At 67.1% G+C, this 23,636-nt stretch carries 21 protein-coding genes and 1 riboswitch; of the genes, 9 read left to right on the forward strand and 12 right to left on the reverse strand.

Annotated elements, in window-relative coordinates; all coding sequences use genetic code 11:
* Positions 1 to 653 precede the first annotated feature (653 nt).
* Entirely contained in the window at positions 654 to 1,652 is a 999-nt protein-coding gene (gene astE, locus VK98_RS15150; RefSeq protein WP_156187891.1) for a succinylglutamate desuccinylase, read from the forward strand.
* Between the two features lie 241 nt (positions 1,653 to 1,893).
* On the opposite strand, the gene bla is transcribed toward astE, so the two are convergent.
* The gene (gene bla / locus VK98_RS15155) at positions 1,894 to 2,781 is read right to left on the reverse strand and encodes a class A beta-lactamase (RefSeq protein ID WP_048414833.1); all 888 of its coding nucleotides are present in this window, start codon (positions 2,779 to 2,781) and stop codon (positions 1,894 to 1,896) included.
* Positions 2,782 to 2,994: 213 nt separating this feature from the next.
* Between bla and VK98_RS15160 the strand changes: the two genes are divergently transcribed.
* Entirely contained in the window at positions 2,995 to 3,318 is a 324-nt protein-coding gene (locus VK98_RS15160; protein WP_048414834.1) for a DUF3761 domain-containing protein, read from the forward strand.
* Between the two features lie 445 nt (positions 3,319 to 3,763).
* Here the strand turns inward: VK98_RS15160 and VK98_RS15165 are convergent, their stop codons facing one another.
* Positions 3,764 to 4,744: a sodium:calcium antiporter gene (locus VK98_RS15165; RefSeq protein WP_048414835.1), complete on the reverse strand. Its 981-nt coding sequence runs from the start codon at positions 4,742 to 4,744 to the stop codon at positions 3,764 to 3,766.
* A 56-nt stretch (positions 4,745 to 4,800) separates the two neighbouring features.
* Positions 4,801 to 4,945, reverse strand: a riboswitch (yybP-ykoY riboswitch).
* Between the two features lie 285 nt (positions 4,946 to 5,230).
* Here VK98_RS15165 and VK98_RS15170 point away from each other — a divergent pair.
* Genes VK98_RS15170 through VK98_RS15200 form a run of 7 tightly spaced genes read left to right on the forward strand, consistent with a single transcriptional unit; the run spans position 5,231 to position 13,334 of the window.
* Positions 5,231 to 7,531 (forward strand): acyl-CoA dehydrogenase, encoded by a 2,301-nt coding sequence (locus tag VK98_RS15170; protein WP_048414836.1) that lies wholly within the window; start codon positions 5,231 to 5,233, stop codon positions 7,529 to 7,531.
* A gap of 55 nt (positions 7,532 to 7,586) precedes the next feature.
* On the forward strand, positions 7,587 to 8,813 hold the full coding sequence (locus VK98_RS15175) for a CaiB/BaiF CoA-transferase family protein (protein ID WP_048414837.1): 1,227 nt from the start codon (positions 7,587 to 7,589) through the stop codon (positions 8,811 to 8,813).
* Between the two features lie 42 nt (positions 8,814 to 8,855).
* A complete protein-coding gene (locus VK98_RS15180) occupies positions 8,856 to 10,025 on the forward strand; it encodes an ABC transporter substrate-binding protein (RefSeq protein WP_048414838.1) in 1,170 nt (389 codons plus the stop codon).
* A 32-nt stretch (positions 10,026 to 10,057) separates the two neighbouring features.
* Positions 10,058 to 10,930, forward strand: coding sequence for a branched-chain amino acid ABC transporter permease (locus VK98_RS15185; RefSeq protein WP_048414839.1), 873 nt, complete (start codon positions 10,058 to 10,060; stop codon positions 10,928 to 10,930).
* Positions 10,927 to 11,901 carry a branched-chain amino acid ABC transporter permease gene (locus VK98_RS15190; protein ID WP_048414840.1) on the forward strand — a complete coding sequence of 325 codons (975 nt, stop codon included), beginning with the start codon at positions 10,927 to 10,929 and terminating at the stop codon, positions 11,899 to 11,901. The genes VK98_RS15185 and VK98_RS15190 overlap by 4 nt, the downstream gene beginning before the upstream one ends.
* Positions 11,888 to 12,601, forward strand: coding sequence for an ABC transporter ATP-binding protein (locus tag VK98_RS15195; RefSeq protein WP_048414841.1), 714 nt, complete (start codon positions 11,888 to 11,890; stop codon positions 12,599 to 12,601). The genes VK98_RS15190 and VK98_RS15195 overlap by 14 nt, the downstream gene beginning before the upstream one ends.
* Positions 12,594 to 13,334 carry an ABC transporter ATP-binding protein gene (locus VK98_RS15200; RefSeq protein WP_048414842.1) on the forward strand — a complete coding sequence of 247 codons (741 nt, stop codon included), beginning with the start codon at positions 12,594 to 12,596 and terminating at the stop codon, positions 13,332 to 13,334. The genes VK98_RS15195 and VK98_RS15200 overlap by 8 nt, the downstream gene beginning before the upstream one ends.
* 416 nt (positions 13,335 to 13,750) lie before the next feature.
* On the opposite strand, the gene VK98_RS15205 is transcribed toward VK98_RS15200, so the two are convergent.
* The 10 genes from VK98_RS15205 to VK98_RS15250 form a co-directional block, all read right to left on the reverse strand.
* Complete coding sequence (locus VK98_RS15205; RefSeq protein WP_048414843.1) at positions 13,751 to 14,179, reverse strand: MaoC family dehydratase; 429 nt, start codon at positions 14,177 to 14,179, stop codon at positions 13,751 to 13,753.
* A 22-nt stretch (positions 14,180 to 14,201) separates the two neighbouring features.
* Entirely contained in the window at positions 14,202 to 14,654 is a 453-nt protein-coding gene (locus tag VK98_RS15210; RefSeq protein ID WP_048414844.1) for a MaoC family dehydratase N-terminal domain-containing protein, read from the reverse strand.
* A 254-nt stretch (positions 14,655 to 14,908) separates the two neighbouring features.
* Entirely contained in the window at positions 14,909 to 15,829 is a 921-nt protein-coding gene (locus VK98_RS15215) for an SDR family oxidoreductase (protein ID WP_197083061.1), read from the reverse strand.
* A 153-nt stretch (positions 15,830 to 15,982) separates the two neighbouring features.
* The gene (locus VK98_RS15220) at positions 15,983 to 17,158 is read right to left on the reverse strand and encodes a thiolase (RefSeq protein WP_048414845.1); all 1,176 of its coding nucleotides are present in this window, start codon (positions 17,156 to 17,158) and stop codon (positions 15,983 to 15,985) included.
* Entirely contained in the window at positions 17,155 to 17,544 is a 390-nt protein-coding gene (locus tag VK98_RS15225) for a Zn-ribbon domain-containing OB-fold protein (RefSeq protein WP_048414866.1), read from the reverse strand. The genes VK98_RS15220 and VK98_RS15225 overlap by 4 nt, the downstream gene beginning before the upstream one ends.
* 137 nt (positions 17,545 to 17,681) lie before the next feature.
* A complete protein-coding gene (locus tag VK98_RS15230; protein ID WP_048414846.1) occupies positions 17,682 to 18,506 on the reverse strand; it encodes a CoA ester lyase in 825 nt (274 codons plus the stop codon).
* Positions 18,503 to 19,888, reverse strand: a complete 1,386-nt coding sequence (locus VK98_RS15235; protein WP_048414847.1) for an MmgE/PrpD family protein — start codon at positions 19,886 to 19,888, stop codon at positions 18,503 to 18,505. The genes VK98_RS15230 and VK98_RS15235 overlap by 4 nt, the downstream gene beginning before the upstream one ends.
* Before the next feature lie 22 nt (positions 19,889 to 19,910).
* On the reverse strand, positions 19,911 to 21,089 hold the full coding sequence (locus tag VK98_RS15240) for a CaiB/BaiF CoA-transferase family protein (RefSeq protein WP_048414848.1): 1,179 nt from the start codon (positions 21,087 to 21,089) through the stop codon (positions 19,911 to 19,913).
* Between the two features lie 168 nt (positions 21,090 to 21,257).
* A complete protein-coding gene (locus VK98_RS15245; protein WP_048414849.1) occupies positions 21,258 to 22,418 on the reverse strand; it encodes an acyl-CoA dehydrogenase family protein in 1,161 nt (386 codons plus the stop codon).
* A gap of 19 nt (positions 22,419 to 22,437) precedes the next feature.
* Positions 22,438 to 23,301, reverse strand: coding sequence for a MaoC family dehydratase N-terminal domain-containing protein (locus VK98_RS15250; RefSeq protein ID WP_231589293.1), 864 nt, complete (start codon positions 23,299 to 23,301; stop codon positions 22,438 to 22,440).
* Positions 23,302 to 23,636: the final 335 nt, after the last annotated feature.

A 23,636-nucleotide genomic window follows, 5' to 3' on the forward strand; every position in this document is an offset into this window, starting at 1 on the left:
AGTTTTCCCCTCAAGAACTGACGGAAAGCCCTGAACCCCGCGCAATGGGTGGACACAGGGATTTCCAAAGGACGCGCCCAGGCCGCCGCAGAAAAAGCGATAAGCCAGCCGCAAGAGCATCCTTATGATGGATAACCCCGCTCCTTAGTGCGCGGCTTTCGGGCTGAACAGCTTTTATGTGGGCCTGGGATGTCGGAGCGAAACAATTGAATTGTAGGTTTGCAAAGCTGCAAACGAGCGCGGATTGTAACAACATCACGCGGCTTGACAAGTAAAAAAATGTATAAAAATCCGCATGTCCAATTTAATCGACAAGCCCGCGCCAAGCGGCCCGGCGAGCCTTGCCCGGCAAGGCTTGAGCAAAAACAGCCCCCTATATTTTCCTCATGCCGGCAAGCGGCCGATTCTCCGGCCGGAGTCGCCGCGTTTCAGGCAATGGACTTGTCCAAAATATTCAACAAGGTCGCGCTTGGTCCCCCTGCGCCGCAGCCCGAAAAAACCACAATGCGGCCTGGCGCGCCAAGCCCCGCCGGACAAGGCTTTTAGCCCAAATACGGCATGTTTTTTCAAATCTGCGCCACGCGCCGCCACTAGCCGCGCCGGCTCTGGTTACAATGCCCCGGTCATCACTAGCCGCAAGCACGAGCCAGCCCATGCGCGAGCATCACCACGATTTTCTGTCCTGGACCATGAACCCCGCCTCCTCCGCCGCCACGGAATGGCAGCTGCCCTCCGGCGTGCGGGCGCGCTGGCTGGATTACGGCGTCGTCGAGCTGGAGCCGGTCGCCGCGGCCGGCGATTCCCTGCTGCTGTCCAGCGGCGTGCACGGCAATGAAACCGCGCCGATCGAAGTGCTCAACGCCATCCTGGCCGACATCGCCGGCGGCAAGCTGGCGCTGCGTTGCCGGCTGCTGGTGATCTTCGGCAACCTGGACGCGATGCGGCTGGGCAAGCGTTATCTGGATTACGATATGAACCGGCTGTTCAACGGCGCGCACGCGCGCCAGCCGGAAGCTCGCGAAGCGGCGCGCGCCGCGCGGCTGGAACAGGCGGCGGCGGACTTCTTCGCCTCCGCCCGCGGCCGCCGCTGGCATTACGATCTGCACACCGCGATCCGCGGCTCGGTGTTTGAGAAGTTCGCCATCTACCCTTATCTCCACGAGCGTCCGCACAACCGCGCGCAACTGGCCTGGCTGAAAAGCTGCCAGGTGGAAACCGTGCTGCTGCACAGCCAGCCGGCCAATACCTTCAGCTACTTCACCAGCCGCCACTGCCAGGCGGACGCCTTCACGCTGGAATTGGGCAAGGCGCGGCCCTTCGGTCAAAACGATCTGTCCCGCTTCGCCGGCATCGACCAGGCGCTGCGCCGGCTGATCGCCGAACCGGAGCAAGAGCTGCCCGGCTACCGCGACGGCGACCTGCCGCTGTTCCAGGCCAAGTACGACATCGTCAAACACAGCGAGGCCTTCCGCCTGCACCTGGCCGACGACGTGGAAAACTTCACCGCGCTGCCGGACGGTTTCCTGATCGCCGAGGACGGCGAGCACCGCTATGTGGCCGTCGGCGGCGAGGAGCGCATCCTGTTCCCCAATCCTACGGTCAAGCCCGGCCTGCGCGCCGGCATCGTGGTGACGCCGGCGCGCCTGCCCTGAGAACCGGCTCAAAGTCTGCTGCGCTTCGCGAAGCCTTGCGCGGTGAGTACCCGCTCAAAATGCTCACGCAGCCCTCGCGCATTCCGCTTTTTCGCTGATATTCGCCTTGTCTCGCTCTTGCTCGCGAGACTTTGAAACAGGCTCCAGGCCTGGCGCGACAACGCCGCAGCTTTGGCTGCGGCGTTGTTGATTCCGGCAGAACCCGCCCGCCGCGCAAGATTTTCAGCGCGCGGCCTCCTACTTAAATAAACTCGGCGGCCGCCACCCGCGCCACCGCGGCGATCACCGCGTTGCGCTCGTCCATCATCGCCGACGATCCCCAGTAATACACCGACAGCAGCAACGGCGACTTGCCCGGCCGCCAGGCCACGGCCACGTCGTTGGCGGCGCCGTGGCCGCCGCTGCCGGTCTTGTCCCCCACTCGCCATTCCGCCGGCAAGCCGGCGCGGATGCGCAGATTGCCGGTGGTGTTGCCCAGCAGCCAGTCGTTCAACAACCCGCGCTGCCGCTCCGGCAACAAGGGGGAAAACAGCAGCGCATGCAGATTGGCCGTCATCGCCGCCGGCGTGGTGGTGTCGCGCGGATCGTCCGGTTCGGCCAGGTTCAATTCCGGTTCGATCCGGTCCAGGCGGCTCTGGCCGTCTCCCAGCGAACGGGCGAAGCGAGTCACTTCCTGCGGCCCGCCCAACTGCTCCAGCAGCAGATTGGCGGCGGTGTTGTCGCTGAAGCGCATCGCCGCATCGCACAAATCCTTCACCGACATGCCCTGCTCCACATGCTGCTCGGAGATAGGCGAATAGTCGATCAATTGATCGCGCCGGTAGTCGACATGGCGGTACAGCAGGTCCGGCTGCGCCACGCTGCGTTGCAGCAAGGCGCCCACCAGCAGCAGCTTGAAGGTGCTGCACATCGGGAAACGCTCATCGGCGCGATAGGCCAGGCTCCGCCCGCTGTCCACCTCCTGCGCGAACACGCCGATGCGGCCGCCGGCGTTGCGCTCCAGCTCCGCCAGCTGTCGCGCCGCCGGCGCCTCGCCCGGCGCCCGCAACGGCGGGCGGGCACAACCCAAGATCAACGGCGAGGCGGCCAAGGCCGCCAGCAAAACGCGCCGCTGCGCGAAATAATCCATAGTTCCATCCCCAGATCGGTGTGACGACGCGGCCCATGGCGGGGCCGGCCATCGCGGTTTAGTTCCCCCGATGCGCATTGCCGCTACCCGTGACAATGACAATGAACTAAAATGCGATACATATTCTTTTGCGCTTGAACTCATCTAAATGGCCCGTAAGGAATCATAGACAGATTCAAGCTTTTTAAATGAATCATTAAACAATCGAATGACATGGAAAAGCTCACGCAGTTCCGTACGCCGGCTTGGCGGCGCGTCGTCGCCCTCCTCGGCCTGGGCCTGGCCCTGCTGGCCGCGCCGGTTCAGGCCAAAGCGCCGCCCACCCATCGCCACGCCAGCGCGCCAGCGCAAGAACAGTTGCTGGAACACGGCAGCTACACCAACTCCGACGGCGTAGAGGTCCACAGCCCGGCCCACACCCGCTCCGGCAAGCCGCCGGCCGGCGCCAGCGCGCGCTGCCGCGACGGCAGCTACAGCTTCAGCCAGCATCGGCGCGGCACTTGCTCGCATCACGGCGGCGTGGCGGCCTGGCTCTGAGCCCGTCTCAGAGCCTGTTTACGATCTCGCGAGCCGAAAACCGCTGAGAAAGCGGAATGTACATACGGTACATAAGCATTTCGAAGCGGGTTTCAACGCCCTTATCTAAACTACCCCGCCGACGCGCAGCAGATCGTAAACAAGTATTCAGAACATGCTTACGATCTCGCGAGCTAAGGCGAAACAAGGCGAAACCGGCTGAGAAAGCGGAATGTACATGCGGTACATGAGCATTTCGAAGCGGGTTTCAACGCCCTTATCTAAACTATCCCGCCGACGCGCAGCAGATCGTAAACAAGTATTCAGAACATGCTTACGATCTCGCGAGCTAAGGCGAGACAAGGCGAAACCGGCTGAGAAAGCGGAATGTACATGCGGTACATGAGCATTTCGAAGCGGGTTTCAACGCTGTATCGCCGACGCGCAGCAGATCGTAAACAAATTCTCACACCAGACAGCCGGCAAACACCAAGTACACCGCGCCCGCGCCCAGCAACCAGCGGCCGTCCACGCTGCCGCGGCGGAACAACAGCCACAGTCCGACAATCGCCGCCATTGTGGCCAGTCCGGACCACAGCAGGACGCCGTCGAACATCCACGGGGTGAAGAACAGGCCGAAGGCGCTGGGAATCGTCGCCTGAATCATCATCGCGCCGGAAATATTGGCCAGCGCCAAACGCTCCTTGCCCTGACGCAGCCAGATCAGCGCGTTCATGATTTCCGGCAGCTCGGTGGCCACCGGGCTCAACAGCAAGGCCACCAGATGCGGCGCCATGCCCCAGTGCCCGGCCAGCGCCTCCAGCTGCGCGACGAAACCGTGCGCGGCCGCCGCGATCACCACCAGGGCCAGCAAGGCCTGCGTCGCCGCCCAGCCCAGGCCGCCGCCGGCGCGCAGCTTCAAGGGGTCCAGCTCCTCCTCTTCCGGCGCGGTGTCCGCGCTGCGGATCTCGCGCCAGACATAGGCGGCGTAAGCGGCCAGGAACAGCACGCCCAGCCAGGGCTTGATGGCGAAGGCCACCAGACCCAAGACCACCTTCAAGGCGAAGACCAGCAGGAAGGCCAGTTGATCGCCGGCCAGCCGGCGGTGATCGACGCGCAGCAGATAATCTCCGCGCCCCAGCCGGCTGCGGTTGCGCCACAGCGCGAAACCCACCACCGCGTAGGCCAGCGTGGCCAGCACCAGCGGCCCGCCCAGAGCGGCGCCGACACCGATATCCTTATGTTGCGGCGTATCGCCGAAGGCCATCGCGGTCAAGGTCACCGCGCTTTCCGGCAAGGCGGTGCCGAAAGCGGCGAGCACGGTGCCGACGGCGCTGGCGCCCAAGTTCAGATGGCGGCCGCACCATTCGATGGCGTTGACGAAATATTGACAGGAAAGATAGATCAGGACGGCGAGTCCGAGCAGAAAAAACAGGGTCAACAGCATGGATAGTCTTGGGCCGGGCAAGCGAATGGACAATGGCGCAACGACGCGGCTTGCCCGGCGGCAAACGCATCGTGGCCAAAGGTCTCGCTTGGCGGCGCCGGCAATGCCGGCCGCTGACCGCGCCATGAGGAAAGCTCCTCAAGTTTGTTGACGCGGCCTCTTCGGCGGGGCCGAAGATGGCTACTCCCCAATGACAACGGCGCCATTGTGCCAGCCCGGGCGCGATGGCGCAAACCTAGGCGCCCGTCATGCGCGCCGCCGCTTAAGCCCAGCCTAATCCTCGCTTCGCCAAATGCGAATTGTCGATGTGGGTCAGATCATCGAGTCTATTCCTGAATTCCGGATTTAAGAGTGGCTAACAAAAATCAGTTTCACGTCTGAGGCAAGGCGCGCCGACGCAGGCAGTACTTGAGTACGGCAAGTCGGCGCAACGCAGCATCAGGAGTTTTGTTAGCCGCGCTAAATAGAGAACGATGGAGGCCGGACATGGATCAAGACCTATTGGCCCAGCTGCGCGACAGCGCCCGCGACTTGCTGAGCCGCGACAATCACGCCACCCGCGTCAGAGACGGACGCGGTCGCCTGCCCAGCGGCCATGAGGCCGCGTCTTGGCGCGACCTCGCCGCCGCCGGCTGGCTGGCGATCTTGCTGGCGGAACGCGACGGCGGGCTGGGACTGGACCTGGCCGCCGTCGCCGCCGTCGCCGAGGAGATAGGCCGCAGCCTGCTGCCGGAACCGTTCACCGCGGTGGCGGTGCAGGCGGCGCAGGCGCTCAGCGCTTGTCCAGACAGCCCGCTGCGCGCGCAATTGCTGGAACGGCTGGCCGGCGGCCGGCTGCTGGCGGCGCTGGCCTGGCAGGAACGCGCCGGCCAGCAGGACGACGACCCCATAGACACCCGGGCCGAAGCCGACGGCGAGCATTACCGCCTTCACGGCCACAAAACCTTCGCCTTGCCGGCTGCCGCGGACCTGGACGGCTGGCTGCTGAGCGCGCGCGGCGACGCCGGCTGGCTATTGTTCTGGCTGCCGGCCGGCCTGCCCGGCCTGACGCCCAGCTACAGCCCCGGCATAGACGGCAGCATGATGGCCAGCCTGCGACTGGAGCAAGTGACCGTGCCGCGCGCCCACGCGCTGGCCGACGGCGACGCCGCGCGGGACGCGGTGCGCCAGGCCAACGACGCCTCCCGGCTGGCGCAAAGCGCCGAACTGCTTGGCGTGGCGCGGCAGGCGCTGGCGTTGACCCTGCCCTATCTGGCCTCCCGCCAGCAGTTCGGCAGGCCCATCGGCAGCTTTCAGGCTTTGCAGCACCGGCTGGCGGACGCCCACATCCAGCTGGAACTGGCCGCGGCCGGCCTCGACGAAGCGCTGGAGGAACAAGCGGATCCGGCGCGGCTGGACAGCGCCCGCGTCAGCCGGCTGAAAGCCCGCTGCGCCGACGCCGCCATCGGCATGTGCCGGCTGGCGATCCAGCTTCACGGCGCCATCGGCTACACCGACGAGTGCGACATAGGCCTTTACTTCAAGCGCGCGCTGCACCTGAACGCCTGGCTGGGCAATGCCGAGCACCAGCGCCGCCGCTACCGGAAACTGCGCCCGCAGATAGCGGACGCTGAGCCGGAAGCAGCGGCGACGGCGGACTATCCCCGCGACGCCGACTGGGAAGCCATGCCGGAGGACGACTTCCGCCGCATGCTGCGCGGCTTCTTTTCAAGCCGCTATCCGCCGGCGCTGCGCCATCCGCCGCGCCGGCTGCGCTGGCACGAAATCCACGACTGGTATCTGACCCTGTCCCGCCAGGGCTGGATCGCGCCGGCCTGGCCCAAGGCCTTCGGCGGCATGGGACTGTCGCCGGCCCGCCACCTGGCCTTCATCGAGGAGCAGGAACGTCACGGCGTGGCGCGGGCGCCGGACCAGGGCATCGTCATGGTGGGCCCGCTGCTGATCCGGCACGGCAGTCCGGAGCAACAGCAGCGCTTCCTGCCCAGCATCCTGTCCGGCGAGCATATCTGGTGCCAGGGCTATTCCGAGCCCAACGCCGGCTCCGACCTGGCTTCGCTGCGCACCGAGGCGGTGGCTGACGGCGAGGAATTCGTCGTCAACGGCCAGAAGACCTGGACCACACTGGCCCAGGACGCCACCCACATCTTCACCCTGGTGCGCACCGATCCGCGCGCCCGGCAGCAAACCGGCATCAGCTTCCTGCTGATAGATCTGGCCACGCCCGGCATCACCATCCGCCCCATCGCCACCCTGGCCGGCCACGAGGAATTCTGCGAAGTCTTCTTCGACCAGGCGCGGGTGCCGGCAGCCAATCTGGTGGGCGGTCTGAATCAGGGCTGGAACATCGCCAAGGCGCTGCTGGGCTTCGAACGCATTTTCCTGGGCAGTCCCCAGCAAGCGCAGCAGGCGCTGGCGCAACTGGCGGCGCAAGCGCGGGCTCAGGGCGACTTCGACGATCCGGTGTTCGCCGACCGCTACACGCGGCTGGAACTGGACGTGGCCGACCTGGGCGCGCTGTACAAGCGCTTCGCCGCCATCGTCCGGCGCGGCGAAGCGCTGCCGCCGGCGGTGTCCGCGCTGAAAATCTGGGCCACCGAGACCTATCAGCGCATCAGCCTGGAGCTGATGGACCTGGCCGGGGAATACGGCAGTTGGGCCGACGCCGACCCGCACGCCGGCCAGGCGCCGGCGCTGTTGTTCAACGCCACCCCAGCCAGCATTTACGGCGGCAGCAACGAAATCCAGCGCAACATCCTGGCCCGGCACGTGCTGCAACTGCCGGCCTGAAGACCCGCGCCGTGTTCCGCGGCGCTTCCCCCATGCTAGAAAGGAGAGTCCGCTTATGCGCAGCGCTTTGTCCCATCTCCGGGTACTGGACCTGTCCAGGATTCTGGCCGGCCCCTGGTGCACTCAAAACCTGGCCGACCTGGGCGCGGACGTGATCAAGGTGGAGCGGCCCGGCAGCGGCGACGACACCCGCCACTGGGGACCGCCCTGGCTGCCGCGCCGCGAAGGCGAGCGGCCGGACTCGGTGTATTACGCGTCCACTAACCGCAACAAGCGCTCCATCGCCATCGACATCGCCTGCGCCGCCGGCCAGCAACTGGTGCGCGAGCTGGCCGCCCGCAGCGACGTGCTGATTGAAAACTACAAAGCCGGCGATCTGGCGCGCTACGGCCTGGCTTACGCCGACCTGCGCGCCGTCAATCCGCGCCTGGTCTACTGCTCGATCACCGGCTACGGTCACAGCGGCCCCTATGCCGGCAAACCGGGCTATGACTTCATCTTCCAGGGTCAGGGCGGCCTGATGAGCGTGACCGGCGAGCGCGACGAACTGCCCGGCGGCGGGCCGCAGAAAGCGGGTTTCGCCGTGGCCGACGTGCTCACCGGCATGTACGCCGGCGTCGCCATCCTGGCCGCGCTGCAGGCGCGCGAGCGCAGCGGCGCCGGCCAGCATATCGACATGGCCTTGCTGGACTGCGTGGTGGCGCTGGGCGGCAACCACGCCACCAGCTATCTGCACACCGGGGAGGTTCCCCGCCGCTGGGGCAACGCCCATCCCAATATGGTGCCCTATCAGGTGTTCGCCACCGCCGACGGCCACATCGTGGTCGCCGCCGGCAACGACGGCCAGTGGCAGCGCTTCTGCCAGGCGATAGAACGCCCGGAGCTGGCCGAGGACGCGCGCTACGCCAGCGCCAGCGGCCGCATCGTCCACCGTCCGGACCTGGTGCCGAAGCTGGAGCGCGCCTTGCTGCTGCGCGACAGCGCCGACTGGCTGCAACGGCTGGAGGCCGCCGCCATCCCGTCCGGGCCGATCAACGACTATCGGCAAGTGTTCGCCGACCCGCAAGTGCGCCACCGCGGCCTGCACGCCAACATTCCGCTGCCGGACGACGAGGCCGGCTGCGCCACCGTGGCCAGCCCGCTGCGGCTCTGCGACACCCCGCCGCGCTACCGGCTGCCGCCGCCGCGCCTGGGCCAGCATACCGGGGAGATTCTGAGCGGACTGCTCGAAAAAACACCGGAAGACATCGCGCGGCTGCGCGCCGAAGCCGTCATTGGCTGAAGCCGCCGCGCTTAATAAGAGCCTGCAAGGAGGAGAACAAAAATGAAGCAAACCCGTCTGAACGCGGCGCTGGCCGCGGTGCTGGCCAGCGCCGGCATGAGCGTTGCCGCCGCCGACTTCAAAGTGGGCGTGCAGCTGTCGCTGACCGGCCCGCTGGCCCTGGCCGGCAATGAGATGTACCACGGCGTCCAGACCGCCGCCGACGTGTTCGCCCGCCGTTATCCGCAGCATAAAATCCAACTGGTGGTGGTGGACGATGAATCCACGCCGGCCAAGGCGGTGGCGGCGGTGGAAAAGCTGGCGGAACAGAAAGTGACGGCGATGGTGGGCGGCGTGATCTCCAATATCACCGGCCCGGCGTCGGAAGCCGCCAACAAGGCCGGCATCCCCTTCGTCACCTCCGGCGGCACCAGCGACGATATGGTGGGACGCGGCCTGAAAAGCTTTTTCCGCATCAGCAACACCCCGGGCTACGCCCGCGGCATGAGCGGGCTGCTCGGCAGCCTGGGCGTCAAGTCCGCGTCCATCGTCTACTCCTCCCGCGACGCCACCAGCGACCTGGCCGCCAAACTCAAGGCCAAGCTGGCCGCCGCCGGCATCGCCACCGTCATGCATCCGTTCGACCCGGCGGTGAAGGACTTCAAGCCCATCGTCAACAAGATCAAGCTGCGCGACCGCAGCGAGGCCATGGTGATGATCGCCTACGAAAACGACTACGTCGGCATCCTGCGCGCCGCCCGCGTGCTCAAGCCGCCGCTCAAGGCGGTGGTGGGCGCCTGGGCGCTGGCCACGCCCAAGATGGCGGCGGCCTTCCCTGATTTGACGCCCAATGTCTTCGGCGCCACCGTGCTGCCCACTCAGATCGGCAACAACCCGCAGGCGCAGGAGTTCGAGCAAGCCTATCGCCAGCGTTACAAGAGCAGCGCCTCCTACCACGCCCAGACCAGCTACGCGATCTCCCGCCTGCTGTTCGACGCGTTGGCCAGGACCGAGCAGGCCGGAACGCTGAGCAAAAACGGCGCGCTGGCCGCCGAGCTGCACCGCGCCGGCGCCGAGGCCACCCTGCTGGGGCCGGTGCGCTTCGATGAACGCGGCGACAACCCCAACTACACCGCCCACATGGGGCAGTTCCGCGCCAACGGCGACATCGACATCGTCTGGCCGGCCGCTTACGCCACCGCCAAGCCAAGCTACCCGGCCCTGCCCTGGTAAGCGGGCCCGCGCGGAAAACAAGGGAACGACTCATGACGGAACTGATTCTGCAGGCGCTGTACTCCGGCGTGCTGGTGGGCGGCGCCTACGCGCTGGTGGCGCTGGGCCTGGCCCTGGTGTTCGGCACCATGAAAATCATCAATCTGGCGCACGGCGAACTGGTGCTGCTGGCCGCCTACATCGCCTACGCCGCCGAGAGCCGGCTGGAGCTCAATCCGCTGCTGGCCATTCCGCTGGCGCTGGCGGTGGTGTGTGTCAGTTCGGCGCTGGTCTACCTGCTGGTGGAACGGATCCGCCAGGATCGCGAACTGAACTCGCTGATTCTGACCTACGGCATCGGCATCATTCTGACCAATGCCATCCTGCTGGTATGGAAGGCCGACATCCGTTCCACCGCCAGCACCTGGTTCCAGGAGCCGCTGATCCTGGGCGCGCTGTACAGTATGAACAGCGAGGCGCTGTTCTTCTGCGTCAGCCTGGCGCTGATAGGCGCGGCGGGGCTGTGGCTAAGCCGCAGCTGGCATGGCCGCGCGCTGCGCGCCGTCGCCGGCAACCGCGAAGCGGCCAAGCTGATGGGGGTCAATCCGCGCAAGATAGAAATGGTCTCCTTCATCCTGGCCGGCATCCTGGCCACCTTCGCCGGCGTCGCCATTTACAGCTCCGGCGTGATCCAGCCGGCGATGGGCCATTCGCTGACGGTGAAGGCCTTCATCATCGCCGTGCTGGCCGGCACCGGCTCCATTCCCGGCGTGCTGCTGGGCGCGCTGTTGCTGGGCATCGCGGAGTCGTTGACCGTCACCCTGTTCAGCTCCGCGCTGCAGGAGCTGGCCGGCATGCTCTTGTTCCTGCTGGTCTTGTTCATCATGCCCAACGGCCTGTTCGGCGTGAAAGGGAGGCGCGGATGAAAACTTCAACCTGGGCCACCGCCCTGCTGCTGGCCGCGCTTTACCTGCTGGTGCCGCTGTTCTTGGGCGAGCGCCTCTACCTGATGAGCCTGATCGTCTCCGCCTTGACGCTGGGCGGCATCGCGCTGGCTTGGGCGCTGCTGGGCAATCTGGGCGGCATGGTCAGTTTCGGGCACGCCGCCTTCTTCGGCGTCGGCTCTTATGTGTCGGCGCTGCTGACGCTGAAACTGGGCTGGCCGGTGCTGCCGTCCATGCTGCTGGGCGGCGTGGGCGCCGCCGTGGCCTCGTTGGCGATGCTGCCGGCGCTGCGGCTGCAAGGCCCCTACTTCGCGCTGGCCATTCTCGCCTACGCCCAGATCTTCCGCATCCTGGCCACCGAGTGGCGCGGGCTGACCGGCGGCGCCGGCGGTCTGTCCAGCATTCCGTCGCTGCCGCGCATCGCCGGCGTGGACCTGTCCAGCAAAACCGGCGCCTATCTGGTGATCCTGACCCTGGTGCTGCTGTTCGTCGCGGTTTACCGCCGGCTGCGCGCCAGCGATTACGGCCTGGCGTTGAAGGCGATGCACGATTCAGAGGACGCCACGCGCGTAGTCGGCGTCAACAGCACCGGGCTCAAGGCCGCCATGCTGCTGGTGTCCGCCGGCATGACCGGCGTCATCGGCGCCTTCAACGCCCACATCATCAACTTCCTGGAGCCCGACTACGCCTTCGACGGCTCCTGGACCATCATTCCGGTGATCGCGGCCATCTTCGGGGGCTACCGCACCATCGCCGGTCCGCTGGTCGGCGCGGCGGTGGTCTACCTGGTCAGCCAGTTGCTGTTCAAGAATCTGCTGCCCATAGGCCATGAAATCATGCTGGGCGCGTTGCTGGCGCTGATGATCATCGTCAGTCCAAACGGGCTGTTGCCGCTGTTGGAGCGCGCACTGCGCCGCCGCCGAACCGAGGAACCATCGCATGCTGAAACTTGAAGACATATCGGTGCGCTTTGGCGGGCTCGCCGCGCTCAAGGGCGTCAGCCTGGAGATCGGCGACGATGAGATCGTCGGCCTGGTCGGCCCCAACGGCGCCGGCAAGACCACGCTGTTCAACACCATCTCCGGCCTGGTCAGGCCCAGCGGCGGCCGCATTTTATTCCAGTCCCGCGACATCCTGTCCTTGCCGCTCTACCAGCGCGCGCGGCTGGGCATAGGCCGCTCCTTCCAGATTCCTCAGCCCATGCACCAACTGACGGTGCGGGAAAACCTGCAAGTGGCGCAACGCTTCGGCGCCGGCCAGCGCGACCCGGAGGACATCGAGCGCATCCTGGACCTGCTGGCCCTGAGCGCCAAGGCCGAGCGCCAGGCGGCCGGCGAGCTGAGCCTGAGCGAACTGAAGGCGCTGGAAGTGGGCAAGGCCTTGGCCACCCGCCCCAAGATCCTGCTGCTGGACGAAGTGCTGGCCGGCTTGGAAACCAGCAGCAAGCGCCGTTTCATGACCATGCTGCAAGGCCTGCAGCAACGCTATGCGCTGACCATTCTGCTGATAGAGCACGATATCGAAACCATACACCGGCTGTGCCGCCGCGTTTGCGTGCTCGATTTCGGCGAGTTGATCGCCGACGGCGAGCCGGAGGCGGTGTTCCGCGATCCGCGCGTCGTCAGCAGCTACACCGGAGAGAACCATGCTTGAAATCCAGCGTCTGCGCGCCGGTTACGGCGGCATCACCATCTTGTGGGACGTGGATCTACGCTTCGCCGCCGGCCAGCTCACCGCCATCATCGGCCCCAACGGCGCCGGCAAAACCACGCTGCTGCGCACCATCAGCGGCCTGCTGCCGATACAGGGCGGCGACATCCGCCTGCGCGGGAAGTCCTTGCGCAATGTGCCCGCCTGGGACATGCCCGGCCACGGCATGGTTCTGGTGCCGGAGGGCCGGCTGGTGTTCAAGGACATGACGGTGGAGGAGAACCTGAGGATGGGGGCCTTTGTTCCCGCGGCCCGGTCGTGGGCGGCCGACGGCCTGGAGCGCGCTTACACGCTGTTTCCCAAACTGGCCCAGCGCCGCCGCCAGCTCGCCGGCTCGCTGTCCGGCGGCGAGGCGCAGATGCTGGCGCTGGGGCGCGGCCTGATGGCGGAGCCGCAGCTGCTGCTGATAGACGAACCCTCGCTGGGCCTGGCGCCGGTGATCAGCCAGGAACTGTTTGCCTGCCTGGAGGCGCTGAAACGGGAGGGCAAGACCATCGTACTGGTGGAGCAAAGCACCCGCAGCGCGCTGGCGGTGGCCGACCATGTCTACCTGATGCAAAGCGGCAAGGTGCTGCTGTCGCAGCCCGCCGCCAGCGTGGAGTTGGAAGCGCTGCACGATTTGTACTTCAGCCGTGAAGCGGCGGAGGCCGGCGCGCCTAGCCCAAGCCCAGCCTAGCCAGCCCTCGAACAGGTTCTTAGAACCTGTTTACGATCTTTCCGAGTGATGGCTCCAAAACATGGAATCCGCTGTGCGGATGATGATTTTCATTGCCGGGGCTGCCCGGCGAGCAGGGAGGAGATATTTGCTTGGCCAAATATCCCCTCCACCCCTAAAGGCCACCCTGCAAGCCTGGCCTGCGGCTTCCCGCCGGGTCCCGTCAGGTCCGAGGCGCGGCTGAACTCTCTACGTGCGAATCTTTGATTCGCTCAGTGATGGCGCGCTACCGTCGCGCTGCTCGAACAAGCAGCCGCTTAAGACCTCGGACCTGCCACCCGACGGCAGGCTTGAAGGGACCCAGGGCGCGTCGAATACGCGACTTCCTGTGTACCAAACCGTGTTTCAAGTACTGACAAAAGATCGTAAACAGGTTCTTAGTCCGGCGCGGCCAAAGCCACCACCGCCTCACCCTGCAGCCGGGTCTCGCCGTGCTGGTTGACCGCCCGCAGTTGCAGGCGCACGCGCCGCTCGCCGTCCTGCTCGAATAGCTGCGACACCGTCGCCTCGCAACGCAGGCAGTCGCCCAGGCGGGTGATCGAGACAAAGCGGGCGCGGCAGCTGCGCAGCGCGGCCTGCGGCGCCCAGCGCGTCAGCAGCTGCGCCAGGTAGGCCATGCCCAGCATGCCGTGGGCGAACACATCGTCCTGACCAGCCGCGCGGGCGAAATCGCTGTCGATGTGCATGGGGTTGTGGTCGCCGGACGCGCCGGCGTACAAGGCCAGCGCGGCGCGGCTGATCGCCGGCGCGGTGAAGGCCGGCAATTCGTCGCCGACTTGCGGCTCGCTCCAATCTGCGGTGTTCATTTCTCTCTCCCTCCAGCCAGGCTCAGGCCGGCTTGACCACCGTGACCCGGCGCAACTCCGCCACCACTTGCCGCTCGGCGTTGCTGACCGTGGTCTCGATCTCGATAAAGCCCAACTCGCCGCCGGAGCGGCTCCGCTTGACGTAGATGTTGGCGATGCGGCCGGCGTAATCGAGGCGATCGCCGGCGAACACCTGCCGTCGGTAGGCGAAACTCTGCTCGCCGTGCAGGATGCGCGCGATATCGATGTCCAGCAGCCGGTACAACTCGCCCCGCTGCGGCGACTCGAACTCCAGGCAGAACAGAAAAGTCGGCGGCGCCAGCAGCGCCGGGTAGCCGGCGGCCTCGGCCGTGGCTGGATCAAAGTAGACCGGATCGCTTTGCGCGGTGGCCAGGGCGAAAAACCTCAACCGTCCCGCCTCCACCAGCACCGAATACGGCGTCAGCGCCCGGCCGATATGGCTGTGATCCAGCATGCGAACTCCTTTCCTTAGAACCTGTTTACGATCTGCTGCGCGTCGGTGATACGGCGTTGAAAACACCTTCGAAATGCTCATGTACCACGCGTACATTCCGCTTTCTCAGCCATTTTCGCCTTGTCTCGCCTTAGCTCGCGAGATCGTAAACACGTTCTTAGAGCGGCTAACAAAACTCCTGATGCTGCGTTGCGCCGACTTGCCTCAGACATAAAACTGACTTTTTTAGCCGCTCTTTGCTCGCCCAGCCATCTTCACACCGGGTCCCAGCTGAACACGTCGGCCGAGCGCTCCAGGCCGACGAAAGAGCCTTGCAGCGCCGGCATCGCATGCTCGGCTATGGTTTGCGGCGTCCAGCCCTGATCACGCTGCACCGAGCGCAGTGGCCGCGGCTGGCTCATCAGGAAGATCTCGTTGTTGCGCACGCAAAACACCTGGCCGTTGACCGCGCCGGCGGCGTCGCTGGCCAGGAACACCGCCAGCGGCGCGATCTTGGCCGGCGTCATCTGTTTGATCTTGTCCACCCGCTGCCGCTCGGCCTCGGTCTGCGACGGGATGGACCCTATCATCCGGCTCCAGGCGAATGGCGCGATGCAGTTGGAACGCACGGCGAAGCGCTGCATGTCCAGCGCGATGGACTTGGACAGCGCCACCACCGCCAGCTTGGCCGCCGCGTAATTGGCTTGGCCCAAATTGCCGATCAGCCCGGAAGTCGAGGTCATGTGCACCAGGCTGCCCGAGCCCTGCTCCTTGAAATGCGGCGCCGCGGCGCGGCTCATGTGGTAGGCGCCGTAAAGATGGACCTTGAGCACCGCGTCCCATTCCTCCTCGCTCATCTTGTGGAAGATGCGGTCGCGCAAGATGCCGGCGTTGTTGACCACGCAATCCACCCGGCCAAACGCTTCGATCGCGGCGGCGATGATCCCGGCCGCGCCTTCCGCGCTGGCCACGCTGTCGCTATTGTCCTGCGCCAGCCCGCCCCGCTCGCGGATCTCCGTCGCCACCCGCTGCGCCGGCCCGGCGTCGCGGCCCTCGCCGCTGAGCGCGGCGCCGATGTCGTTGACCACCACCCGCGCGCCTTCGGCCGCCATCGCCAGCGCGATATCGCGCCCGATGCCGCCGCCGGCCCCGGTCACCACCACCACCTTGCCCGCCAACATGGCTTGCTTTTCCATTGTCTGCCTCCTTGTTCCCAATAGCTGTTCAAAGTCTCGCGAGCCGGGGCGAGACAAGGCGTGGGGGCTGAAGAAGCGAAGAGTGCATACGGTATCTTCCAAAGCCGGTTGCAACGCCGTCTCGCCGACGCTCAGCAGATATTGCGCAGGTTTTCAAAGCGCTGCGGCGCCGCCCAACACCGCGGTGACCTGCGACGACAGCGTGCCGCCGTTGCCGTGCACCAGCGCGGTAGTCGCGCCGGCCACCTGGCGCGCGCCGCAATCGCCGCGCAACTGCCTCACCGCCTCTATCACCTGGAACACGCCGTACATGCCGGGGTGCGCGCAGGACAGGCCGCCGCCGTTGGTGTTGACCGGCAGCCGGCCGCCCGGCGCGATGGCGCCGTCTGCGACGAAGGGCCCGCCCTCTCCCTTGGCGCAGAAGCCCAGGTCTTCCAGAAACAACAAGGTGTTGATGGTGAAGGCGTCGTAGAGCTGGACCACGTCGATGTCGGCCGGGCGCATGCCGGCCATCGCCAGCGCCCGCGCGCCGGATTCGCGCGCCGCGGTCACGGTCAGGTCCGGCATCGCCGAAATCTGCCGGTGCCAGGTGGCGCCGGCGACGCCCAACATATAGGCCGGCGGCCGCGGCAGGTCGCGCGCGCGCTCGGCGCGCACCATCACGTAGGCGCCGGCGCCGTCGGTCACCAGGCAGCAATCGCGCACCGACAGCGGGTCCGCCACCATGCGCGCGTCCAGCGCCTGCTCCAGGCTCAGCGGCTCGCGCGCATAGGCCTCCGGGTTGAGCTGGGCCCAACGCCGGGCCGCCACCGCCACCTCGGCCAGGTGCTCGCGGCGGGTGCCGTACTGGTGCATGTGCCGCGCCGCGGCCAGCGCGTAGGCGGTGACCGGCAGCGCCGGTTGGTATGGATGTTCATGCGGCATCGGGTCGAGGAAGCGCCGCGCCTGATTGCTTTCCTTGCGGCCGAAGGTCGCCGTGCGCTGGGTGCTGCCGTAGCAGACCAGCACCGCGTCGCACACCCCGGCCTGTAGCGCCAGCGCCGCCGGCAGCATATGGGCGACAAAGCTGGAGCCGCCCAGCATGGTGCTGTCCAGGAAGCGCGGGCGGATGCCCAGGTACTCCGCCACCGGCAGCCCCCACATGCTGGCGTTGACGCTGGCGGTGGTCAGACCGTCGATCTCGCCCAGCGTCAGGCCGGCGTCGGCGATCGCGATGCCGGCGGCTTCGGCCAGGATTTCCATCTCGCTGCGGCCATGGGCCTCGCCCAGGCCGGCCTGGCCGACGCCGACGATGGCCACCGCGCCGCGCAACCCTTGCGCCCGGCTCATGTCCGCCCCCCTTCCGGCACGAAGACCAGCAAGGCCTGGCCTTGCTCGCTGACGATGGACGCCCGCACCGCCATGCCGATGCGCACCGCATCCGGCGCCACGCCTTCCACCCGGCTCATCAGCCGTACGCCCTCGGCCAGATCCACCAGCGCGATGTTCAAATCGCCGCCCTGCTCCGGTTTGCGGCGCACCACCGAACTGGAATAGACGGTGCCGGCGCCGCTGGGCCGCACCCAGATCAGCGCCGCCGCGCCGCAATGCGGGCAGGCCACCCGCGGATAGAACACATGGTGCTCGCACGCCGCGCAGCGCTGTATCTGAAACACGCCGGCCCGCAGCGCCTGTTGGTAGATCCGTTCCGGCCCGGCGGCCTCTGATGTAGTCATGCCTATGCTCCTGGGGGAATGAGTCAGAAAGGAAACGCTGGGCGACAGGCCGCAGAAGCCTTGCGTGAACACCGACCACAAGCCGGGCCGCCGCGCGATGGAAGTGACGGGGTCGGCCGTCGATTGGCGCGCCATGTTCAGAACTCCTCCGCCAGAATCCGCTCGGCGCGCAACAACACCGGCCGGTCTATCATCCTGCCGTCCAGCAAGGTGGCGCCGCCGCCGGCCCGCGCCGCCGCCTCCCGCACCCGCAGCGCCCAGGCCAGCTGCAGCTCGCTGGGGCGGAAGGCGGTATTGACCGCGGCGATCTGGCCTGGGTGAATGCACAGCTTGCCGCCGAAGCCCAGCCGCCGCGCTCGCTGCGCGTCGCGGTGCAATTGCGCTTCATCCAGCGCGGTGGTGACCCCGTCCACCGGTGGCGGCAGCTCGGCCAGCCGCGAATTCAGCACCAACCGGGAACGGAAATACAACAAGGCCTCGCCGTCGTCGTCGTCGATATCCAGATCCAGGTCCAATTGAAAATCCAGCGCGCCGAACACCAAGCGCGCCACCCGCGGATGGGCGGCGATGGCGGCGACCTGGTCGAAGCCGCGCGCGGTTTCGATCAGCGGCAGCAAGGGCGGGCCGGCACGGCCGGCGGTCAACGCGTCCAGTTGCTCCACGCTCTCGGCCTTGGACAGCACCACACCGTCCAGGGACAGCTCCCGGCATAGCTGGGCATCGGCGGCGAAGTCGGGGCTGTCGGCGGCGTTGACGCGCAACAGCCGCGCCGGGCCGGCGCCGGCGGGCAGCTCCAACCAATTCGCCGCCGCCCCTCGCGCCAATGCCTTGTCCGCCGCCGGCACCGCGTCCTCCAGGTCCAGAATCAGCGCATGGGCGCCGGAAGCGGCGGCCTTGGCGAAACGCTCCGGCCGGTTGCCAGGCACGAACAGATAGCTGTGCCATGCGGCAAGCGGCCTCATGTCCGCGCTCCCGGCAACAGGCTGCCCACCACCGCCGCCCCGCGGATCTTCCACAGATTGGCCAAGGCCAGCCTGGCCTCCTCCGGACCCGCCGCGCCGCCGAAGGCCGCCAGCCGCAAGGCCTTGGCTTCCAGTTCGGCGCGGCTCAAGGTATTGCCGGGGTCGCCCTTGGGCTGTTCCACCTTGCATGTCAACCGGCGGCCATCGCGAGTATTCACCTCCACCTTGCCTATCCAGCGCTGCGGATAGGCGGCCTCCACTTCGGCGTCCGCCTCCATCGTCACTTTGGCGGCAAAGTCGCCAACGGCGGGATCGTCCAGCGCCCGCTCGAATTCGGTGATGCCGGCGGCGCCGTGGCAGGCGATCAGTCCCAGCACCGTGCCCATGGAAAACTTGGCCTGATGCACGCTCTGCGGCCGCCCCACCACGCCCAGCACCTCCAGCGCGGCGACGTGCACCCGCGCGTTGACGCGGACGATATCGTCCGCGCCGAGGCCATGCTCGCGCATCAATTGCAACAAGGCGTCCGCCGCAGGGTGGGTGTGGCGGCAGGAGGCGTGGAACTTGAACGAGGTTTCCAGCAGCGCCCAGCGCTCGCCCAGGCGATCGCACAGCCGGCCGGCGTCGGCGTCGCTGGACATGCCGGCCGCCATGCCTTGCGGGCCTTCCAGTATCTGCGTCGCGCCGCGGAAGCCGTCGCGCGCCAGATAGGCCGCGCTCAAGCCGCTGGCGGCGGCATGGGCGGCGTGCAGGGGCTTGGAGTCGGCGGCGGTGCGCAAGAACTCCCACAGGCCGGCGGCCTGGGTGCCGGCGCTGCCGATGGCGTGGTTCATCTGCTCCGGGTTCAGCCGCAGCAAACGCCCCACCGCCACCGCCGCGGCGATGCCGCCGACGGTGCCGGTGGTGTGGAACACCCGGTAATGGGAACGGCCCAGGCTTTCGCCGGCGCGGATGCCGGCCTCGTAGCCGGCGATGGCGGCCAGCAGCAGTTCGGCGCCGGAACGGCGCAAGGCCTGCGCCGCCGCCAGCGCCGCCGGAAACACCACGGTGCCGGGATGGAACACCGCGCCGTTGTGCACGTCGTCCTGCTCCGCCACGTGGGAGGCGGCGGCGTTGACCATGGCTGCGAACAGCGGCGAGCTGCGCCGCCGCGAAATCAGCAGTTCCGCCGCGCCGCCGGCCGGCCCCATCGCCTCAGCCAGCGCGGCGATGCTTTTCACCGGCCGCGCGCCCTTGCCGGCCAGCGCGGCGCCGAACCAGTCCAGCAGCAACTCCTCGGCCCGGCGCCATACCGGCTCCGGCACCTGTTCCGGCCGCAGCTCGGCGGCAAAGGCCGCCAGGCCGGCGCTGCCGCTGGCCGGTGTCGACGTTATCGCTGTCATCCTTGTCCTCCCGTTTCAGGTTTCAGATCGCCCGCTGTTCGCGCAGGCGGTGAATATCGGCGGCGGCGTAGCCCAAGTCCCGCAAAATCGCCTCGGTGTGCTGGCCCAGCGCCGGAATCGCGTCCATCCGGTAGTCGAAGCCGTCGTTGTCGCCCGGCGGCAGCAGCGCCGGAATCGGCCCCGCCGGGGACTCCACTTGCCTCCAGCGCCGCCGCGCCGCCAGCTGCGGATGGCGCCAGACATCGGCCATGTCGTTGATGCGGCCGTTGCCGATGCCGGCCCGCTCCAGCCGTTCCAGCAACTGGGCCGAATCCAGGCCGGCGAACACCTGATCGATGATGGCTTGCAGCGCCTCCCGCCCTTGATGGCGCTGCGGATTGGACGCGAAGCGCGGATCGTCGGCCAGCGCCGGCGTCTCCAGCACCTGATCGCAGAAGCGCCGCCACTCGCGCTCGTTCTGTAGACCGAACAGCAGCCACTGGCCGTCGCCGGCCTGGAACGGGCCATAGGGGTAGATGCTGGGATGGCTGGCGCCGCTGCGCCGCGCCTGCGGCTGCCCCTGGAAGGCGAAATACAGCGGATTGCCCATCCATTCGGCCAAGGCCTCCAGCATCGACACTTCGATATGGCTGCCCTCCCCGCTGCGGCCGCGCTGGATCAGCGCCGCCAGGATGTGGCTGTAGCCGTACATGCCGGCGGCGATGTCGGCGATGGAAATGCCGGCGCGCGCCGGCCCGTCGGCGCCGCCGGTGATGGAGAGCAGGCCGGCCTCGGCCTGGATCAGCAAGTCGTAGGCTTTCTTGCCGGCGTAGGGGCCGTCGCTGCCGTAGCCGGAAATGTCACAGACGATCAGCCGCGGCAGCCGCGCGCGCAGCGCGGCGGCGCCCAGTCCCAGCCGTTCCGCCGCGCCCGGCCCCAGGTTCTGCACCAGCACGTCGGCGCGCTCCAGCAACGCCGTCAACACGGCGGCGGCGGCTGGCTGTTTCAGGTCCAGGGTCAGGCTTTCCTTTGAACGGTTGATCCAGGCGAAATAGGAGGACAAGCCGCCCACCCGCTCGTCGTAGCGGCGGGCGAAGTCGCCGTCGCCGGGGCGTTCCACCTTGATCACCCGCGCGCCCAGGTCCGCCAGTTGCCGGGTGGCGAAGGGCGCGGCGACGGCGTGTTCCAGCGAAACGACGGTAATGCCTTGCAAGGGTCCCATTCGGGTCTCCACGAGACTGCCGTGCTCAGAACCTGTTTACGATCTGCTGCGCGTTGGCGATACGGCGTTGAAAACACCTTCGAAATGCTCATGTACCGTGTGTACATTCCGCTTTCTCAGCCGTTTTCGCCTTGTCTCGCCTTAGCTCGCGAGATCGTAAACAGGTTCTCAAAACGAGCGCGGCAGGCCCAGCACGTGTTCGGCCACGTAGGCCAGGATCAGATTGGTGGAAATCGGCGCCACTTGGTACAAGCGGGTTTCGCGGAATTTGCGCTCGACGTCGTATTCGCAGGCGAAGCCGAAGCCGCCGTGGAATTGCAGGCAGACATTGGCCGCCTCCCAGGAGGCGTCGGCGGCCAGCAACTTGGCCATATTGGCTTCGGCGCCGCAGCTTTGCCGCGCGTCGAAACGCGCGCAGGCTTCGAAGCGCATCAGGCTGGCGGCTTCCAGATTGACGTGGGCGCGGGCGATGGGAAATTGCACGCCCTGGTTCTGGGCGATGGGCCGGCCGAACACCTGGCGCTCGCGGCCGTACTCGGCGACGCGCTCGATGAACCAGCGGCCGTCGCCTATGCACTCGGCGGCGATCAGCGCCCGTTCGGCGTTGAGCCCGTCCAGCAAGTAGCGGAAACCCTGGCCCTCCTCGCCGATCAGGTTCTCCGCCGGCACTTCCAGTTCGTCGAAGAACAGCTCGTTGGTCTCGTGATTGACCATATTGGCGATGGGCTGCACGCTCAGGCCGCGGCCCACGGCTTCGCGCAGGTCGATCAGGAACAGCGACATGCCTTCCGAGCGCCGGCTCGTCTGCTCCAGCGGGGTGGTGCGCGCCAGCAGTATCATCAGATCGGAATGCTGGACCCGGGAAATCCACACTTTCTGGCCGCTGACGCGGTAATGGTCGCCGCGGCGGACGGCGCGGGTCTTGATGCGGGTAGTGTCGCTGCCGGTGGTCGGCTCGGTGACCGCCATGGACTGCAAGCGCAATTCGCCGCTGGCGATGCGCGGCAGGTAGTCGCGCTTTTGCCGCTCGGAGCCGTGGCGCAGCAAGGTGCCCATATTGTACATCTGGCCATGGCAGGCGCCGGAGTTGCCGCCGCAACGGTTGATCTCCTCCATGATCACCGAAGCCTCGGTCAGGCCCAGGCCGGAACCGCCGTATTCCTCAGGAATCAGCGCAGCCAGCCAGCCGGCCTCGGTCAGCGCGGAGACGAAGGCCTCCGGATAGCCGCGCTGCTGATCGATCTCGCGGAAATAGGCGTCCGGAAACTGCGCGCACAGCGCGCGCACCGCTTCGCGCAGCGTCTGGTAATCATCCTTGCTTTGCCGCATCGCATCCTCCCTTAACGATTCAGGCGCCGTCGTCCGGCGCCCATTGCAGGCGGGCCTCCATCGCCGGCTGCCCGGCCGCGTTCCAGGCCCACAGGGCCACCATGCGGTCGGCCGGGTCCGGCAGGCCGCCCAAAGCGATCTCGGTGTTTTCGAACAAGGGCCGCAACGAGCGGAAGCGGAAACCGCCGGGGCGGAAGCCCGGCGCGCTCCGGCCGCACAGCTCCAGCAACAGGGTGGCGAGCAAGGGCCCGTGCACCACAAGGCCCGGGTAGCCTTCGCTGCCGGTCGCGTAATCGCGGTTGTAATGGATGCGGTGGGTGTTCAGCGTCAAGGCCGAATAGCCGAACAACAGGACGTCGTCGGCGCGCAGCGCGCGCCGCCACGGCGTGGCCGGAATCGGCGCCGGCGGCGCGGCGGCCTGGTCCGCGGCCGGCGGCCGGCAATAGACCAGATCCTGCTCCTCCACCAGCGCCAGGCCGTTCTCGCCGCTGATTTCGTGACGCAGCGTCAGAAACAGCAAGGGCCCGCTGCGGCCGCTCTTGTCCTGGATGGCGGCGATGCGGGAGTCCCGGCTGGCCCGCTCCCCCAGCCGCAGCGGCTGCAGCCATTCCACGCGGCCGCCGGCCCACATCCGCCGCGGCAGCTCCACCGGCGGCAGGAAGCCGCCGCGGCGCGGATGGCCGTCCGCGCCCAGCGCCTCCGGCGGCGCCAGGCGGTTGAAGTACAGCCAGTGCCACAGTGGCGGCAAGGCCTCGCCCGGCTCCGGCGGCGGACCGGCCTGCCCCAGCAAGGATGCCAGCGCCGCGGCCGGCGCCGGCGCCAGCCAGTCGTCGCGCCGCTCGCGCTTCCCCAACCATTGATTCACATGTTTAATGTCAAACACTGCGCCCGCCCTCTTTCTCATGCCCATCGGCAATTGCTCGAACCGGAGTGGAGACTGCGGGCTCAGCATGAAGAGGCCGGCCGCGACTGGCAATTCGCATTTGCCGAAGCGGGATTTAGGCATGGCTTAAGAGCCACTGACAAAACCTCGCCGAGAATTGAACCCAGGCGCGCCGACGCAGGCAGTAGCTGCGGCGCGGAAGGCTCAAGGCGGGATCAGGGGTTTTGTTAGCAGACCTGAGAACTGTTTACGATCTCGCGAGACAAGGCGAAAACCGCTGAGAAAGCGGAATGCACGAGGGGTACATGAGCATTTTGAGCTGGCACTCGCCGTGT

The sequence above is a fragment of the Chromobacterium sp. LK11 genome, from assembly GCF_001043705.1.
Classification (GTDB): domain Bacteria; phylum Pseudomonadota; class Gammaproteobacteria; order Burkholderiales; family Chromobacteriaceae; genus Chromobacterium; species Chromobacterium alkanivorans.